The 19,214-nt window shown below is 40.9% G+C and carries 14 protein-coding genes; 3 read left to right on the top strand and 11 right to left on the bottom strand.

Annotation, left to right across the window (positions count from 1 at the left end):
* Positions 1–161: 161 nt before the first annotated feature.
* Positions 162–1,520: a magnesium transporter gene (gene mgtE, locus J8L97_RS05350; protein WP_192506309.1), complete on the top strand. Its 1,359-nt coding sequence runs from the start codon at positions 162–164 to the stop codon at positions 1,518–1,520.
* Between the two features lie 51 nt (positions 1,521–1,571).
* Here the strand turns inward: mgtE and pmbA are convergent, their stop codons facing one another.
* Positions 1,572–2,921, bottom strand: coding sequence for a metalloprotease PmbA (pmbA, locus tag J8L97_RS05345; protein WP_211048157.1), 1,350 nt, complete (start codon positions 2,919–2,921; stop codon positions 1,572–1,574).
* Between the two features lie 133 nt (positions 2,922–3,054).
* Here pmbA and yjgA point away from each other — a divergent pair, with 133 nt between their 5' ends.
* Complete coding sequence (yjgA, locus tag J8L97_RS05340) at positions 3,055–3,576, top strand: ribosome biogenesis factor YjgA (protein WP_192506307.1); 522 nt, start codon at positions 3,055–3,057, stop codon at positions 3,574–3,576.
* 66 nt (positions 3,577–3,642) lie between these two features.
* Here yjgA and tldD read toward each other — a convergent pair whose 3' ends face one another.
* From tldD to J8L97_RS05295, 9 genes are all read right to left on the bottom strand, one after another.
* Entirely contained in the window at positions 3,643–5,082 is a 1,440-nt protein-coding gene (tldD, locus tag J8L97_RS05335; protein ID WP_211048156.1) for a metalloprotease TldD, read from the bottom strand.
* Entirely contained in the window at positions 5,075–5,902 is an 828-nt protein-coding gene (locus J8L97_RS05330; protein ID WP_211048155.1) for a carbon-nitrogen hydrolase family protein, read from the bottom strand. The genes tldD and J8L97_RS05330 overlap by 8 nt, the downstream gene beginning before the upstream one ends.
* Position 5,903: 1 nt before the next feature.
* The gene (locus tag J8L97_RS05325) at positions 5,904–9,800 is read right to left on the bottom strand and encodes a YhdP family protein (RefSeq protein ID WP_211048154.1); all 3,897 of its coding nucleotides are present in this window, start codon (positions 9,798–9,800) and stop codon (positions 5,904–5,906) included.
* A gap of 16 nt (positions 9,801–9,816) precedes the next feature.
* Positions 9,817–11,289, bottom strand: coding sequence for a ribonuclease G (gene rng / locus J8L97_RS05320; RefSeq protein ID WP_192506303.1), 1,473 nt, complete (start codon positions 11,287–11,289; stop codon positions 9,817–9,819).
* Complete coding sequence (locus J8L97_RS05315; RefSeq protein WP_211048153.1) at positions 11,286–11,858, bottom strand: nucleoside triphosphate pyrophosphatase; 573 nt, start codon at positions 11,856–11,858, stop codon at positions 11,286–11,288. The genes rng and J8L97_RS05315 overlap by 4 nt, the downstream gene beginning before the upstream one ends.
* Positions 11,858–12,337 (bottom strand): rod shape-determining protein MreD, encoded by a 480-nt coding sequence (mreD, locus tag J8L97_RS05310; protein ID WP_192506301.1) that lies wholly within the window; start codon positions 12,335–12,337, stop codon positions 11,858–11,860. The genes J8L97_RS05315 and mreD overlap by 1 nt, the downstream gene beginning before the upstream one ends.
* Positions 12,330–13,172 carry a rod shape-determining protein MreC gene (gene mreC, locus J8L97_RS05305; protein WP_192506300.1) on the bottom strand — a complete coding sequence of 281 codons (843 nt, stop codon included), beginning with the start codon at positions 13,170–13,172 and terminating at the stop codon, positions 12,330–12,332. The genes mreD and mreC overlap by 8 nt, the downstream gene beginning before the upstream one ends.
* On the bottom strand, positions 13,172–14,215 hold the full coding sequence (locus J8L97_RS05300) for a rod shape-determining protein (RefSeq protein ID WP_192506299.1): 1,044 nt from the start codon (positions 14,213–14,215) through the stop codon (positions 13,172–13,174). The genes mreC and J8L97_RS05300 overlap by 1 nt, the downstream gene beginning before the upstream one ends.
* A 72-nt stretch (positions 14,216–14,287) precedes the next feature.
* Positions 14,288–16,315 carry a formylglycine-generating enzyme family protein gene (locus J8L97_RS05295; protein WP_211048152.1) on the bottom strand — a complete coding sequence of 676 codons (2,028 nt, stop codon included), beginning with the start codon at positions 16,313–16,315 and terminating at the stop codon, positions 14,288–14,290.
* A gap of 214 nt (positions 16,316–16,529) precedes the next feature.
* Here J8L97_RS05295 and J8L97_RS05290 point away from each other — a divergent pair, with 214 nt between their 5' ends.
* On the top strand, positions 16,530–17,438 hold the full coding sequence (locus J8L97_RS05290) for a 1-aminocyclopropane-1-carboxylate deaminase/D-cysteine desulfhydrase (RefSeq protein WP_211048151.1): 909 nt from the start codon (positions 16,530–16,532) through the stop codon (positions 17,436–17,438).
* Between the two features lie 53 nt (positions 17,439–17,491).
* On the opposite strand, the gene J8L97_RS05285 is transcribed toward J8L97_RS05290, so the two are convergent.
* Positions 17,492–19,132, bottom strand: a complete 1,641-nt coding sequence (locus tag J8L97_RS05285) for an EAL domain-containing protein (protein WP_211048150.1) — start codon at positions 19,130–19,132, stop codon at positions 17,492–17,494.
* Positions 19,133–19,214 lie beyond the last annotated feature (82 nt).

The following is a 19,214-nucleotide window of genomic DNA, read 5'->3' as shown; positions in this document are numbered from 1 at the left end:
AATATTATTACCTCTTTCTCACATGGCAACACACTCTAAAGTACGTTAAACTCTCAAGCCAAAGGCTGCGTACCTCTGCATCACTCAATTTCTTATTATATAGTATAAAATCACCTGGGTACGCGTAAAGATACTAACAAAACAACATCATTAGGACGCCTATGCCTGAAGCGCTTGAACAAGATTATACGCTACAACAACTCCAGCAAGTCACGCTTGCGCTTAATAGTGGACAATTTGTTCAAGTCAGGCGAATTTTAGCAGAAACAGCTCCATGTGATACGGCCCTATTACTTGAATCTTCACCGCACAAAGTACGTACCCAGCTTTGGAAGCTGGTCGACCCTGATATACAAGGTGACGTACTGGAAGAACTGTCTGAAGATGTGCGTCTTGGCATTATCGCAAAAATGGACCCTGAGCTTATTGCCGCCGCTACGGAAGATATGGGTGATGATGACTTAGGAGAAGTACTACGGGGCTTACCTGATACCATCTACCTCGACGTTGTCGGTAGTATGGACACACAAGATCGTGAACGTGCCACTCAAGCGCTATCGTATCAAGAACGCTCTGCTGGCGCACTGATGAACAGCGATACAGTCACAATCCGAGCTGATGTGTCATTAGATGTTGTATTACGCTACTTGCGGTTGAAAGGCGAGCTACCAGACGGCACTGATGATTTATATGTAGTAGATAAAGACAACTGCTTTATCGGTGCTATGCCATTGAGTACACTGTTAACCAACCCGCCGGATAAACTGGTTCATGACCTCATGGACGAAGATAAAGAATCGATCCCTATTTCAATGGATGAAACCGAAGTCGCACAACTATTTGAGCGCCATAATTGGATTTCTGCGGCGGTTGTCGATGATAATAACCACCTACTAGGGCGAATTACAATTGATGACATCGTCGATGTTATTCGAGAGGATGCGGAACATAGCCTCCTCAGTATGGCTGGTTTAGATGACGAAGAAGACACCTTTGCGCCTGTTTTACAAAGTAGCCGCCGCCGTTCGATTTGGTTAGGGATCAACCTATTAACCGCGCTTCTAGCTGCTTTTGTTGCAAGCTTTTTCGAGAATACACTCGATATTTTACCCGTTCTTGCGGTCCTAAACGGGATAGTTCCTAGCATGGGTGGTGTGGCTGGTAGCCAAACTCTAACACTTGTTATTCGAGGGATTGCGCTTGGCCATATTAATCAAACTAATCAACGGTTTATTCTCGGAAAAGAGTTAGCCATTGGCGCTTTAAATGGATTACTTTGGTCATTATTGATAGCTGGTGTTGTTGCGCTATGGAAATGGGATTTCACACTCGGTGCTGTTATCGCCTTTGCGATGTTTATGAATTTACTTGCCGCTGGTATCGCTGGTGCGAGTATCCCAATAATTCTTAAAAGAATGAAAATAGACCCTGCTTTAGCGGGGAGCGTAGTACTTACAACCGTAACTGATATTGTCGGTATATTTGCTTTTCTAGGCACGGCGACTTGGTTTTTAACTTAAAGCTCAAGGTTTAAAGGCACTCAACCGGCCTTTAAACCTTATCCAACAGGCTTACTCCCCTGCCACTTGCATCGATTCAATAAGCACTGAGCCTGTTTGCACACTCCCTCGCACTTCAACATCGCCTCCTATAGCTTGAACACCTTTAAACATATCTTTTAGATTACCAGCGATGGTGATTTCACTTACGGGGTATTGAATTTGACCATTTTCAACCCAAAAACCAGCTGCTCCACGTGAATAATCACCAGTCACCGTGTTAACTCCTTGACCCATTAATTCTGTTACCAATAAACCTGTACCCATTGTTTTTAACACAGCACATAAGTCATCATGTGTCCGTTGTACTAACCAATTATGGATCCCCCCCGCATGTCCTGTCGCCGTCATGCCTAACTTACGAGCCGCGTAGCTAGCCATTAAATAGGTCTGTAATTCACCACCATGAATAATATCGCGATCTTGAGTTATCACCCCTTCGCTATCAAAAGGGCTTGATGCTAACCCTTTTAATAAATGGGGGCGTTCCTTAATTGAAACACACGAATTAAAGATCTGAGTATGCAAACTGTCGAGCAAGAAGGTTGATTTTCGGTATAAAGCGCCACCGCCAATGGCTGACACTAAGTGCCCAAATAAGCTATTAGCAATGTCAGCGCGAAATACGACAGGCGTTTTCATCGTTTTTATTTTTCGGCTATTTAATTTAGCAAGCGTAGATTCAGCAGCTTCAATACCCACTGATTCTGCCACTTTTAACCCATTTTTTTCTCGAGAAATTGTATATGCAGAATCCCGCTGCATCTGCTCACCATCTTGTCCGATAACCATCGTACTTAATGTGTGACGAGTACGAGGAAAACCTGCCACCAACCCATGACTGTTACCATAAACTCGTAAACCTTGATGGCTAGCAAAACTTGCACCATCAGAATTGACTATGCGCTTATCAAATTCTAACGCTGCTTTTTCAGCGTCTAAGCAAAACTCAATACCTTCTTCTGGGGATACATCCCACGGGTGATACAAATCAAGATCTGGTGGTGACATTTCTAATAACGCTTTGTCTGCCACACCATTGCAAGGGTCGTCTGAGGTAAACTTGGCAATATCAACCGCTTTTTCTACTACTGAACGCAATGCTTTGGGACTCAAATCGGCAGTTGATGCACTCCCTTTATGATTACCAACATAAACACTGATCCCCAAGCCTCCATCTTGATTAAATTCAATCGTATCAACTTCGCCCATGCGAGTACTTACTGATAAACCGGAGGTACTTGACATTGCAGCTTCAGCAGCCGTCGCTCCTAACTTTTTCGCATGTGTAAGGGCTTCTGACACAGCCTGCTTTACGTCATCAATTTGTTGATAAATGGGATCTTGTTGGGTTTTGCTCATGGGCATTTTCTCTGATAAGTTATTGCTTTATATTAATGCTAACACACATCACGATTATCGCCCCATTCAAGCAAAGCTTTTCCAACTTATAATTGGTATACTTAGCACAAATAGATTCCGACTAGTTTGAACCATGGCTAAGAAAAAGAAACCCGAAATTGAAGAAGAAATTATTTACGTTTCCAAAAGTGAACTGAAACGTGATGCCCAACAGTATCAGCAACTTGCTCTCGACTTAGCCAGCATGGCAAAAAAGCAACGTGATAAACTTCCCCTAACAGAAGACTTGCTGCAAGCAATGGTTGTCGCTGATAAGATTAGAGCGAAAAGTGAAGCTTATCGTAGACATATGAACTACATCACTAAAACGCTAAGAACGACTGAAAACATCGCAGAAATAGAAGCTGCGATTGATTTAATGCTGAATAAAAATAATCAAGCAGATGTGCTTCTCAATAAGATTGAACTTGTGAGAGACGAGTTAATCCAACAAGGTGACTCAAAAATTAACGAGCTACTCGTCGAATTCCCCAGTTTAGAACGCCAGAAAATGCGCCAACTCGTTCGTCAGGCCAAAAAAGAGTCCGATGCTGAAAAGCCAGCAAAAGGATTTAAAGAACTATTCCAATACTTAAAAGAAACCATGATGCCTTAATTCGTATCTTTAAGCATAAAAAAAACCAGCCGATGCTGGTTTTTTTATGCTTAATATCAAACTAAATTACGCCGTTCCACCCACCGTAATTTCATCAATTTTTAAACTTGGCTGGCCAACCCCCACGGGGACACTTTGACCATCTTTACCACACACCCCAACACCTCTATCGAGTTGTAAGTCATTACCAACCATTGAAACTTTGTGCATCACATCAGGTCCGTTACCTATCAAGGTTGCACCTTTAATCGGTCGCGTTATTTTTCCATTCTCAATCAAATACGCTTCAGAGGCAGAAAATACAAATTTACCAGATGTAATATCAACTTGCCCGCCGCCAAAATTAGACGCAAAGATTCCCTTTTTAACACTACTAATTATATCTGCTGGCGTATCCTCACCAGGTAACATATACGTGTTGGTCATTCTTGGCATTGGCAAATGTGCATAAGACTCCCTGCGTCCATTGCCCGTTGGCGCAACGCCCATTAAACGTGCATTCAGCTTATCTTGCATGTATCCCTTTAAGATACCTTTTTCAATTAAAACATTATATGCAGCAGGCGTTCCCTCATCGTCCACATTTAAAGATCCTCGACGGTCTGCGAGGGTACCATCATCTACAACAGTACACAGTTCTGAAGCCACCTGTTGACCTACTTTGCTACTAAATGCAGATGCCTCTTTTCGGTTAAAGTCGCCCTCTAAGCCATGCCCAACGGCTTCATGTAATAATACTCCTGGCCAGCCAGCACCCAATACCACTGGCATAGCACCTGCTGGTGCATCTACAGCCTCCAAGTTAACACGCGCCATACGCACCGCTTCTTCTGCATACTCTAGCCAACGTGGCTTCCCGTCCACTAACTCTTTAAAATAACCGTAGTCTAATCGAGCTCCACCACCGGCACCACCACGTTCTCGACGACCATTTTTTTCCAGTAATACAGAACAATTAAGTCGAATCAATGGACGAATGTCGGTTGCAAAAGTTCCATCACTCGCTGCTATAAGTACTTCTTCATATACCGCTGAAATTGAACTAACAACTTGCTGGGCATCAGGGGCTATATCTCTAATATGTGCTTCAATTTCACGTAACAGTGCAACTTTATCAGCATCCGCCATCTTAGTGATTGGCTGTACAGCTGAAAATTGCTGCTTTACGGCTATATCGCTAAATACCTGAACTTTTTTAGATTCACCCGATTGTGCAATGCTGCGTGCGGCCATCGCTGCTTTACTTAAAGCATCAAAGTTAATCGCATCTGAATATGAGAAACCCGTTTTCTCTCCTGATAATGCCCTAACACCCACGCCCCTCTCAATGTTATAGCTACCGTCTTTAACGATGCCATCTTCTAAGACCCAAGTTTCGTTATAACTCGATTGAAAATATAAGTCTGCATAATCCACTTGATGTTGGTGAATGTAATTTAGCGTTTGTTCAAGCTGCTCTCTGGTCAATTGACTATCAGCTAACAAATGTTGTTCAACATTATTCATAAAATTCACTCTTAAATCGATTATGTGCCAATACTGGCATTTTAGTTCTGATTTGCATGAGTTCTACCAAATCAATATCAGATTGGATCACTTTAGGTGCTTTTCCTGCATCGGCAAGTACCGTACCCCATGGTGATAATATTAGGCTATGTCCGAAGGTTTTGCGGCCATTTTCGTGTACCCCTGTTTGCGCAGCAGCAATAACATAACACTGAGTTTCAATTGCACGAGCTTGTAATAATGGCTGCCAATGCGCAACTCCTGTTACCACTGTGAATGCACTTGGGACCAATAAAAGCTGCGCTCCTTGCTCCACCATCATATGGTAAAGACCAGCAAAGCGCACATCATAACATACACTTAAGCCTATTTTTCCAAACGGGCTATCAACCACAACAACATCTCGACCTGCCACTGTGTGTGTTGATTCTCTATACCCTGTCGAACCATCATCAACGTCTACATCAAATAAATGTATTTTATTGTACTGGGCTACAATATTTCCCTTATCGTTCAGCAATATACTTGCAGCATAATACTGTCCATCTTTATAAGGTAACGCGATTGTGCCAGCTGCAAGCCAAATTCCGTAATGTTGGCAAAGCAATTTAAGTTTTTCAATCCATTGCCAATTAGACTCACTCAATGCCAAAGTATCACTGCTTGTATGACTAAATGCCAGCCAACTTTCAGGCAAACACACCAATGTTGGAGAAGATATTTCGAGTAATTCTAATTGCTTTGATAGATAAGCAAAATTCACTTCGGGATCGACACTCGAGCACATTTGTATTGCCACAACTTGCGGAACCGTTCGCATTTTATACGCCTTTCTCTGAACGATTGATATAAAGCACTTTATCAACCTCTTTGCGTTGCAATACTGCTGCGTCGCTTTGCGATGATTGAGGAGGCGTATTTTGGGCAGCCTGGGGCAATTCCATTTCTCGGCTTTTTCGATTAATCTCAGTAACCACGGGCTCATCCATTGTCCCTGTTACCTTAAATTTAATTTCAGAAATGACCCGTGCCGAATGAATCACTTTATCTAGTGCCAGCGCAGCCAACCCGGTGACAGGGTTCACCATCCAAGCAACTATGACGGGCAAACTTGATGTAACTTGTGGTGCTACGGCGAGATCATAATTAATTTCTTGTGTATTTAAGTTTGCATACCCTTGAATACTCAAATCTGCAGGCACACCATCCATCCTGGTATCTTTGGTATATGCAATCCCTTGTTCTAATTGTACTGTTCCCTGCATTTTATTGTAGAAAAAGCCTTTCGAAAATACATCTCTAAAATCTAATTTTAACTTACGTACCAATGAGTCTAAGCTCAATAAAGAAAAAACCCGAGCACCTTGATCACTTATTTCAGTCAAGTGTCCATCACCGAGCTCCCAGTTTATTTCTCCGCCTAAACTAGCAGTATGTAAATCAAACGGTGCTCCCGACCAATGCAGTTGATACCCGATATTCGCTTTTGAATCCTTTATGGTTGACGTTAAGTCAAACTCATCAAATAGCTCACCAATATCTTTACTATTCATGATCCCATCAACACGGGTAATGCCATCGAACCATTGCCCTTGACCTCGTAATACATGATCTCCTTTATCAATAACCAACTCTGGTACAACTAGTTTATTGCCGTCACCAAATAACGAGATTGAAACAGCATCCAGTTGATAATTATCAATTCGGCAATCTGAACAGTTAAAAGCAATAGCTGGTAAACGCGCTAACCAACTCAGGTCTTCGGGAGGGTTAGATAGCAAAATCTCAGTTTGATCTTCTGTTTGTTTATTTTTAGGTAAGTTTAACCTGAGATAATCCGTATCAATAGCAATTGGACGACTTGAACCTCCTGACGGCAACAGTACTTGGGCACGTAATTCTTTTGCATTGAGACGCATTGTCATCCCATCGATACTCGGCTCTAAGCGCATTTCGAAATCATTAAACGAAACTCCCTCCATATCAACTTTACCTATTTCAGCCCTAATTGCACTTAATGGAGGTAATAATGGAGTTTGGCTCGCTGGTTTATCCCTTAAGTCAATCAAACGATCAATGAACGGGATCCAAGGTTTAAGCAATAATTCAGGTTGAGTTATTGATACTCTAAAATCTTGCTGCGCCAATCCCTTATCATGCGCTCCTGAAATGATATGCGCATTACTCAAGGCACCTGTTTCATTATCCAAAATTGCGTTAAAAAATAAAGAATTATCAATATTTGCAGTAATTAAATTTGATATATCATCGCCTTGAACTATGCCTTTTAATGGCCTAACACTGTCTATTTCTTTTCGATACGGTAACGGAAAGTTACTCGTCATACCGACTAAATCTGATGAAAACACCGCCGTGTAGTTAAATGATTGCTCATTAAAAACTAAACTAATATCTGTCATTAAATCGGTTTCACCTAATAGATAACCATAGAGTAAACCTTCACTATAGGGTAACAACTTGTCGCTTTGCGCTAACAAGCTGGTCGAGATATCAACTTGGTATTTTGTCTCATTACCATCGCCACTAACACTAAATTCTAACGGCATACCCAGCCAAGTCGCTGTCGCATCTGAAATAGAAATCACATCATCAGAAAACTTTAAAACTGTATTAACGTGTTCAAGTTGCAGCCCAGGTTTTGACAAATAAATTGGCAGGTCACGCAACGTGACCTCCCCTGATGCCAGTACATTTAAATCATGTAAATCAATTTTTAGTCCAATATTACCTGTCACCCCCCCTTGTCCTTGGACGATATTCAATACTTCAACTAATGGATCTTTCAATGGTGTTGCAGTAAAAAAAGTCTGTAACGTTTGGGCAGCTGTCGTATGGTTGATATCAACCATAAGTTCATTTGCTTCATCTAAGTTGGCAATACTCACCACAACCGAATTATCAATCTGCTGATTGATTAACTGCCCCGTATGGGCATAAATATCCATTCTCTCATTAGCAAAATGCAATGTAACATCTGCATTTTTTATTGCTGGCCACTGTGGCGCAAATGCAAATTCGGCATTATCAATCTTGGACACCACATCAAATTGACCTTGACCATTACTAAAAGGGAAATCCGTTAACCGCCCAGAAAATAACACTTGAGACTCACGATGAAATCCACCTAAAATAGCATCATTCAAGTACTTTATTAAACTCTGCTTCATCAGCGTCTGAGGAAAGTAATGACCAGCCACTTCAGCACTGCCGCCGAGCACCTCAACATATAAATCCAATTCAGGCTGCTCAGTAAGATTTAAATGCATTTCTCCTGCAATGGTTAAGTCATCATTATCAAACCATAATGAATCACTCAGTACATGCCAATTGTTATTGTCTTTAAAAAACTGCAACTCCAGATTGAGTTGGTTGTAACTCAAAGATTTATCAAATAGACCTGAGGTCTGAAATTGTGCATTTTCAGAAAATATCGAAACGGCGCCTTTATCTTGGTTAACGGTTAACTCAAGTCGTATGTTATCAGCACCGGGAATCCCCCCAACTTGCCGCCAAGCAATATCTCGTCCACCTAGCCATAATGCAAAATTTTGCTCTGTATTTGACTCAAACTTTCCCTCAACCATACCATGAGGCTTATGCCTAGTAATTCGCTCAGTGAAGTCAAAATTGGTGAGAGCACCTAAATCAGATAAAAGCTCTAGGCTGACGTTAGTAAACCAAACTTGTTGTTGCTTAGCGTCAAATTCACCTTGAATTTGAGTCTTCAAGTACGGTTCATCATTATAAAGCAATTGTAATGGCGTGGTATTCAGCTCCCAAGCCAATGCTTGCTTAGAGGGTGCCAACAACACTTGCCCTGACGCTAACTCAATCCGTTCACTTTGCCCGTTATCTAACCATTTGATATAACTTGGTAACCAGTTAACATGTACATCGTCAAGCTCACCCTCTTTCATCGAGAGCCATAGTTCACCATTGAGTTCTGTATGGATCCCTACCTTGGCTTTATTTAAATATTGCGTAAGCCAATCAGTTACATCCACTTTTGAAGCACGCAAGTAAACTTGCCCACTTAACTCTCTCAGTCGCTCACCGGTAAAAGACAGTCTTGCTGAGTAATGACCTTGTGAAAAACCAGGAATACTTACTTCCCCCACACCTTGATGGGCTGTGGGACTATTTTGCCACGTAATATCTTCAAGCAATAATGTGTGCCTACGCCCTAAGTCAGTGACTAAATTCAATTGGCTTTTTTGAATTGAAAAGTGTCCAGTTTCACCTAAGAATAAACTTTCAATTAATGATTGTTGTTCAAACTCACTATCGTCATTTGATTTTAACTTATTGAGTTCTTGTAAGTTCACATCGGCAACAAAACCATTAAGTACGAAGTAATCTGAACGCAATTGCCAGTTTTTAAGTGACTCGACCACATTCAGTTGCAAACTGGTCTTTGCAATACTTAAAGCAATCGGTGCATTTTGATTATCTTCAAACGTAAGGTTTTCTAGCACCAGTGCAGGGCCCGTACCTTGCCAACTAGCGCTAATAGCACCAATGGCTAAGTCAACACCAAATTGTTTATTAATGAGTGTTTCAATGTCATGTTTATAATCATTTGCGTACGGTAAAGTATATTTTAATAGCGATACCAACACAGCCATAACGACCAGTGCTACAGCAAATATTTGCCACACTTTTCTGAAACAAAAAAAGCAAATCTTTTTAGCTTGCATTTAACCCCGTGCCGCCTTACATCATGACAACATCAAATTGTTCTTGACTGTATAAACTCTCTATTTGAATACTGACTGGTTTTCCAATGAATAGTTCCAATTCAGCCAAGTTATGATACTCATCGTTTGTCAGTGCTTCACTCACAGCGGGTGAAGCATATACCATGAATTTATCTGAATCATATGCTCTATTTACCCGAACAATTTCACGCAAGATCTCATAACAAACCGTTTCAACTGTTTTTAATGATCCTCTACCAGAGCATGCTGGACACACCCCACACAGAATATGCTCTAAACTTTCACGCGTACGTTTACGTGTCATTTCAACTAAGCCAAGTGCTGACAATCCATTTATATTTGCCTTTGCTCGATCTTTTGCGAGTGCGGTTTCCAAAGAATGCAAAACTCGACGCTTATGCTCGTCTGATATCATATCTATAAAATCGATAATAATAATGCCGCCCAGATTTCTTAACCTAAGCTGACGAGCGATCGCAGAGGTAGCTTCAACATTTGTGTTAAAAATGGTTTCTTCTAAATTCCTATGCCCTACAAACGCTCCGGTATTCACATCAACCGTAGTCATTGCCTCAGTTTGATCAATGATCAAATAACCACCTGACTTCAAATCAACTTTTCGATGCAAAGCCTTTTGAATCTCACTTTCGACATCAAACAAATCAAAGATTGGCCGCTCACCAGGATAATATTCAAGCACTTGCGCAAGCAATGGGACAAATTCTTCGGTAAATTCTTTTAGCTCTTGATAAGTCAGCTTAGAATCAACACGAATACGCTCCATGTCTTCACCAACATAATCCCGTAGCGTTCGAAAAGCGAGTGTCAAATCTTCATGTAGAATACTGGCTTTACTCGCTTTTTTTCTTCGACTCACTATTTTTTGCCACAGTTTTTTTAGAAACTGTGCATCATGTTGTAGTTCCGCTTCAGTAGCACCCTCTGCCGCGGTGCGAACAATAAAACCACCATTTTCATCATTATAGTGCGAGACAATCTTTTTTAATCGACTGCGTTCTTCTTCTGTTTCTATTCGCTGACTCACGCCTACATGAGTCGCATCTGGCATAAAGACCAAATAACGAGAAGGAATTGTTATATCTGTTGTTAATCTCGCTCCTTTGGTGCCAAGTGGGTCTTTCACCACTTGTACCATAATAAATTGGCCTTGCTTAACCAACTCTCGTATATCTTGAACTTTTTTTACTGGCTGATCATCCACCCCTTCTTCAAAAGAAGCACTATTGACGATATCTGAAGCATGTAAAAATGCTGCTTTTTCCAAACCAATATCCACAAATGCAGCTTGCATACCCGGTAAAACGCGGCTTACTTTGCCAAAATAAATATTACCAACAATACCTAAATTGCCTATACGCTCAACTTGAACTTCTTGGAGAACACCATTTTCAATTAGTGCAACACGACTCTCACTCGGCGTAACATTAATCAGTAATTCACTACTCATGTTATCTCCACTACAAATTGTTGGACTAATGCCTCGGTCTCATATAAAGGTAAGCCGACAACGGCAAAATAGCTACCTGATATATTGGTTACAAAACGCCCACCTAGACCTTGAATACCATAACCACCCGCTTTATCTTGAGGCTCATTACTTAACCAATAATCACTCATTTCCAATTCACTTAGTGTTTTAAAGGTTACATCTGTACTCACAACTGAGCTAATCACCCGCTCCTCTGTTACCAATGCAATAGCGGTCAATACTTGGTGGGTACGGCCAGATAAACGCTGCATTGTCGCCATAAAGTTATCTTTATCAATAGGCTTGCCCAGTGCATCACCATCGATGACAACAACCGTGTCACTGCCTAAAACTGGCCGGTCAATATACCCCATAGCGACGCCCGATTGGGCTTTTAGTATTGCCAGTCGTTCGACATATTCTAACGCTGATTCATATGGCAACTGCGTTTCATCTGCATCAACACTAAACTGTTCAAACTCATAGCCCAATTGAGTAAGTAATTGCTTTCGTCTTGCTGAAGCTGACGCTAAATATAAAGGGATCATTAACGAATCCTAAATTGGCGTCGATATTTACGGAGCAGTAAAAAAATCCAGGGCCAACATAACATGCCCGTAAAGGCTGGCCATAAATAGTGTGGACTGAAATAAATATCGAGCAGAAAGTGATTTAGCCAAAACTGCAATAAATGATATAAGGTCAAAAACAACCCGATCAAAACTGCTTGTTGCCAAATTGAGAAATTGCGGATTTTTTGGAAATTACTCACGGTAATATAAATACATACAGAATATGTTAAAGAATTTACACCCAGTGGTGACCCCATAGCCAAATCTATAACTAAACCCGTTATCCAGGCCCAGCCTATATTGACGCGATGTGGCACCGCAAGAGACCAATACATCAATACTAATAATACCCAATCAGGTCGAAACGGTTCAGCCGAAATTGGTAATGGCATTAATGCCATTACCAAAGCAAAAAAGATACTTAAAGCAACTAAAAAATAACTACGTTTAATCATTACTTAATGTCTCTTGTGCTGACTTTCCTAATACAACCAATAAACGAATTCGATCTAGCTGTGCCACTGGTTCCGCATACACTTGTGCAAACGGCAAACCTTCATCTCTATTGATATTTGTCACCACAGCAACAGGGTACCCTTCAGGAAAAACCCCTCCAAGTCCCGAGGTAACCAATACATCTCCGATACGTACATCTAAACTATGTGGTACATGAGATAATTTAAGGCTATTTATTTTACCAATACCTTCAATCACCGTCCGCACGTCATTACGCAAAATTCGCACTGGGGTTGCATGAGTAATATCTGTCATCAACAGTACTCTAGAGGTCGTTGTACCAACTTGTGCAAGCTGACCCACCACTCCCATCTCATCAATAACAGCTTGGCCTTCCGTAATACCATCAATTGTTCCCCTGTTAACCACCACTTGATGACTATAAGGGTTTGAATGTACTGAGAGAACCTGAGCGATAAGCCGAGTATTACTCTGACGAGCTGATGCATTCAATAAGGCTCGAAGTTCTTGATTTTCTTTTTTCAAAAATGCCAGCTGTTGAAGTTGCTCGCTTTGTAACAGCTGCTTTTCTTTCAAGAGATTATTTTCTTGTCTGAGTTGATCCCGTGTGTGCAAGCTTTTAGCACCAATATCAAAAATCTCGTAAGGAACATTTGCGAAATACAATAACGGACTCACTAAAGTGTGTAAGCTCGTTCTCACGAGTGTGCCACCTTGAGTATAACGATCCCCAAAGATTAATAGCACACTCAGCACAACTGCGACAGACAGTCGCAGTTGTAATGAAATAGTACGCCCAAAGAGTAAATTCATTAGTCGTAGCTAAATACGTCACCACCATGCATATCTATCATTTCTAGTGCTTTACCACCCCCTCTAGCAACACAGGTCAGAGGATCATCAGCAACAACAACAGGTATGCCTGTTTCTTCCATAAGTAGGCGATCGAGATCTTTAAGTAACGCACCACCTCCAGTTAATACCATTCCATGAGCCGATATATCTGATGCCAGTTCTGGTGGAGATTGTTCAAGCGCAACCATAACAGCGCTCACAATCCCCATTAAAGGTTCTTGCAAAGCCTCTAATATTTCATGAGAATTCAAAGTAAATGAGCGTGGCACTCCTTCAGCAAGGTTACGGCCACGAACTTCAAGTTCAATCGGCTCTTCACTTTTAAATGCCGATCCTATTTCATGTTTTATATGTTCAGCAGTCGCTTCACCAATTAAGCTCCCGAAGTTACGACGAACATAGTTGATAATACCTTCATCAAACTTATCGCCACCAATGCGAACTGATGATGAATAAACCACACCATTTAAAGAAATGATAGCGACCTCGGTCGTACCTCCACCAATATCAACAACCATTGATCCTGTTGCTTCTGAGACGGGAAGACCTGCACCAATTGCCGCAGCCATTGGCTCTTCAATTAAATAAACTTCACGTGCCCCAGCCCCCATTGCAGATTCACGAATGGCACGTTTTTCCACTTGTGTTGCTCCGCATGGAACACAAATCAGTACTCTCGGACTCGGACGCATAAAGTTATTGTTATGCACCTGTTTAATAAAGTGCTGCAACATTTTTTCCGTAACATAGAAATCAGCAATAACACCATCTTTCATAGGCCTAATTGCTTTAATATTACCAGGTGTTCTACCTAACATTTGTTTCGCTGCAGTACCTACCGATGCAACACTTTTAGGACCACCAGCACGTTCTTGGCGTATCGCGACAACGGAAGGTTCATTCAATACAATGCCTTCCTCTTTTACATATATCAAAGTATTGGCCGTACCTAAATCAATAGATAGGTCATTAGAAAATAATCCACGTAATTTTTTAAACATGAGGCTGGGTAACCTTACAGAAATACTTTAAGTCAAGTGGCAAACAATTCTGCCACCCATCGTAATTGTTATTTATCGCTCTCGAACTAATCGAAAACCAATATAATTTGCTCTAAAGTCAGCAGCTAGTGCTAACCGAGTCGACACTCGAGCCAAGCTAGGCGCAAAGTTCCAAGCACCACCTCTGACTGTAACATCATCTTGTGACGCGCGCTTTTGAGTCCATTCCCACACATTCCCAACAGTGTCATACAAACCATAGTTGTTTGGTGGAAACTCACCAACAGGGGCTGCACTCTTATTCGAGTACTCACTACCACACCAACCACAATTTGCTAAATTTTTACCAATTTCATTGCCCCATGGGTATTCTGATGCTGTGCTTGCTCTCGCTGCATACTCCCACTCAACTTCATTGGGTAAGCGAAACTGTTGTCCTTTTTCTCCCGATAACCAATTCGCATACGCTTTTGCATCTTCATACGACACGCATACCACAGGGAAATTATCTGCTTGTTTAAAGCCTGGGTTATTCCAGTTGTAATCAAGTTCCCATATTGGCTCACCATTTTTATAATAAGCACAACCTTTGCCTTTTTCAGCTTCAGTTTGGTAACCCGTACTGGTGATGAACGACCTAAATTGTGCAACGGTGACTTCCGTATTTTGCATAGCATATGAATTGCTCAGCACCTTCTCAACTACAGGTCTCTCATTTGCCAAACCATTACCAGTCAAATCTCCCATCTTAAAAGTACCTGCTGGAATAATCACAATCCCATTGTTACTTGCAGATGTAACTGTCGACGTTGCTAATTTGATAGGTTTGGTATTTTGCTCACTTTTCGGTGTCGGTGCAGCAATCGACTCAGGCTTTTTTGATAGCCGAGCATTTATCGTTTGCGCTTTGCGAATATTAACTTGCGCTTTATATGGCTGATATCCTAACTTTCTGACTTCAATATCGTGAATGCCTTTAGGGACTTTTACGGTTAACTTTGTTGAACCATAGCTCACACCATTTATAAAAACTTCATCGTCATATACATTTGAGCGTAACGTTACCGAAACTGAGTTAACTTCAGGAGATGGTGTTGATTTCGTATTTGCAACTCGAGGTGTATTGACTTCTATAATAGGCTGTTGTTGAACCTTAGCAACTTCAACTTGCCCTATGTTATCTGTTGAATCTTTAAACGTTAACTGCGTGTCACTAAATGTTGTGGGATAGCTTGCTTGATATCCCATAGACAATGGGGTTCCATATTCAGAACAAAAACGATTATCTAAATTTAACAGGCTACAAAGACGACTATTATTCATGTCTCCACGCATGGTCACACTTAGATTAACACTATAATTCCCCTGTCCACTAAAGGCACTACCTACCACATGGCTATTTACCACTTGAACCTGTGCCCCCGCAATATTGCGTTTTGGTTCAACAATGCGTTGCTCTGTTAAATTAGCAAACACCTGATCAATAAAGCGCTTAGTTGCTTTTTGTAGTCCGAGCTGTTGCCCACGTAGCTCGCACGCTGCCAATGTTTCAGTACGCTTACAATTAATGGTATGTTCTACCTCAAGTGTACCTTCACGGGTAAATTCATTTCGCAACCGCTCAACTCGCGCCGTGCTTAACTGGTCTTTCAAGCTTTCGAGTGTATTGACTAATGTGTGCTTAGTAATTCTGATTTGTTCGATATCTTTACGATGTGATGCAATCGCCGCCAACTGCATCGAAATATCATCTTTATTCTGCTTATGTGTTGCCACAGCTTGTTGATAACGAGTTTGCGCGGCTGTGATGTCAATTGAAGGATCATCAATTAAGCGTCTGTACAATTCATTCATTGCATCTAACGCCTGGTTTTTTTCTTTGTCTAACTCAGATGAACGTGTACGCAACAAAGCTAACTGTGACTGTAACCGAGCTTCTTCACTAATATGCTTATCTAATATCTGCGTATAGTTATCTAACTCAGTTTGCTTTACAGCTAACTCTGACTCAACGGCATTAACGGTAGCTGTATCCTGCGCAAAAACACCGGCAGCCATCAAAGTGGCAGTGACAAAAAAAGATAAAGGAGCAATTCGCATATATTCCATTCCCAAAAGCGGCAATTATTTGGTCGTTGTTATTTTTTATAATTAAGGCTTTATGCTATGTACTTACAAGGTAAAACACAAGCTTTGAGCAATTAATATCTCAGTTTACCCCTATTGCCTAGTTCGTTGCCAGTATTCTATTGAGATTTTCATTCTATATAGGAGGTTTGTTACACTTATCACACTTAAAATCAGAGATATGTCTATGCGCCCTCTTCAATTTGATTGGCCTGAGTCACCAATACAGCAGGTAACCTCACCCATCATACAAAAACAGCAGATCACATTAAACATTAAACGTGATGACTTGTTACACCCAACAATCAGTGGCAACAAATGGCGCAAACTTAAATACAACCTAAAAGAAATGCAAAAAAATAATAAAAACGCATTTTTAACGTTTTCAGGACCATTTTCTAATCATCTATATGCCGCAGGAATGGCTGCTAGACTATATAACATTCAAGGGAATATTATTATCCGAGGACCCAATATTGATGAATTAAACCCAACTATCAAAATGGCTCGAGCCTGTAAATTGCATTTATATCCGGTAAATAGACTCACATATCGACAACGTAACGAACCCGCCTATCAAAACAAATTACGTAATACATTCCCGCATTGTCACTTAATCCCAGAAGGTGGGAGTAATCATGCCGCACTTGAGGGGGTCAAAGAGCTCGCAGGTAGTCTCAATAATACAGATTATATTGTCTGTGCTACAGGCAGTGGTGGAACTCTTGCCGGACTCATTGGGGGTATTCCTGAAAGCACACAGCTAATCGGGGTTGCTGTGTTAAAAAACGCCGAATACCTTCGACAAGACATCATTAAGTTAAATCCCAACGCTGCCATTCAACATAATTGGCAATTATTATGTGATCATCACGATGGCGGCTATGGTAAGTTTTCCAAAACACTATGGCTCTTTTGTAAAAAGATGAAACACGTATATAACCTTCCATTGGAGCCTATTTACACAGGAAAAGCATTTTACGCGCTATGGAACCTCATTGAACAAGGGTATTTCCCTGCCCAAAGCCATATCACATTTATACACACTGGCGGGCTACAAGGTCTAGACGGGCTCAGGTATCGAGATATGATCTAAATTGACAATAAAGCATTAACTCACAGAATAAAAATCACGAGTTACCTCGCACTTTAGTATCCGACTAATTCAATTTGTTGAAGTAATTCAGCAAAATAATACCCCTGAGCACCTTGTACACCTAACTGCTGAAGGCAATTAAGCTCGGCTTGGGTCTCAACACCCACGGCATAAACAGGTATGCCAACCCTTTCGGCTTGTCGTACTATTTGACGAACACTACGCTGTTGCAATTGATTTGTATCAATATGGTGCACAACTTCAAAAGACAGTTTTATGGCTTCCATCGCAGGTATTGCACGCAGTGTTTTACCAGGTAAAACATCGGTTACATGATCCAGCAACACACCCGTTCCCAGTTTTGATAGCTGACTAAAAGCAGATAATAACGCGCGGTGATGATGATAATAGTCATAAGCTGACACTTCGAACTGTACTCGAGAAGCTACGCCACTGTCTGTGATTTTTTTTACTAGCCAACTAACAAATGTTTCATCACACCAGTTGATATAGTGTAAGTTAATACTTACCTTTGTTTTATTGGCTTCTTTCTGTAACACTTTCAACGTATGCGTCACGATAGTCTTATCCAAGGTGTTAATATGCTCACTACTGTGAATTTGTGGAATAAACTGTTTAGCTGAAATTAAACCCAGTTGGCTGTGTCTTACTCTAAGCAATGCTTCACTTTGTTTAATATCTTGTTGCTTGAAACAAAACAAAGGCTGAAAAAATAAAACAAACTGCCCTTTATGGATATACGCTATAAAATCATCTTCACTACTTTGCATGGTCGTTGCATGTGTTTTGTTTAACGGTACCATATGCACATGCTGCCACACATTGTTCACAGCAACAGCGAGCGCTGAACGGGCTAACTGGTATACCTGAGTTTGATCTGCTCTTGCTTGATAATAACAGGCACCGATTTTAACCGTTTTACGAGACAAATCTGGACGCATAATTAAAAGCGCCTGAAAAACAACTTCATGTAATCGCTTCTCAATTTGGCTTACATCACCAAAAGGAATACGCTCAAATGTCACAGCGAGCGCTCCCGAATTAAGGCACTTCACCGAACACTTAGTATAATTAGAAAAATGCTTTGCTAAAATAACGGAAAAGTGCTGCTGAGCATCTATTTTTGAATCAATGACATACCGCCATTTAACTAACGCAAACACATTAAACAGTGAGTCGTCCGACTTTCTTGGCTCAATTGCAGCGGGCAGTGCCACACTACTCGAAGTACTCACTTGCCTATTTTGCGAATAGAAGGTTTTTGGCCTCACTCGATAAACTAGCCACCAACGATAACAGAAAACTAAAAAACCAATAAATAACACATTAAAAAAGAGTAACACAGCTGCGTACTGCTCGATTATGGTGGGGTGTGATAAGGTTAATTTCAGTCCGTCAAATACAAATACTTCATGTTCTAATGATCCGCCAACTTCCTCTGATAAGAGCGAATCAAAACCATATTGCTGTGCAATTTCTGAAATTTTCTCATTTGTTCTATGCTGTGTCGCTAATTGATGTACCTCTTTTACAATCTCAACCCCCTTTTGATGTGTTTTCAAGTGTAATAAATGAACCAATAAAGCATTCAATATCAAAATAGTTGCAACCGAAAATGCGACAACATACAGCCGTACAACGCGGGAGTTTAACTGCTCTATAAATTGTTTCATTGCATCGCTTAACTTCGCTTTCAGTAGCTTAAGTGTTGTCTAGAAGTATATAAAACTCAAGGTTAGGCTCGATAAAAAGCAC

The sequence above is a fragment of the Pseudoalteromonas sp. MMG012 genome (assembly GCF_018100875.1).
GTDB lineage: Bacteria > Pseudomonadota > Gammaproteobacteria > Enterobacterales > Alteromonadaceae > Pseudoalteromonas > Pseudoalteromonas aurantia.
The sequence above is the reverse complement of the archived record's forward strand: the minus strand, read 5'-3'. Positions and strand labels throughout refer to the sequence as shown.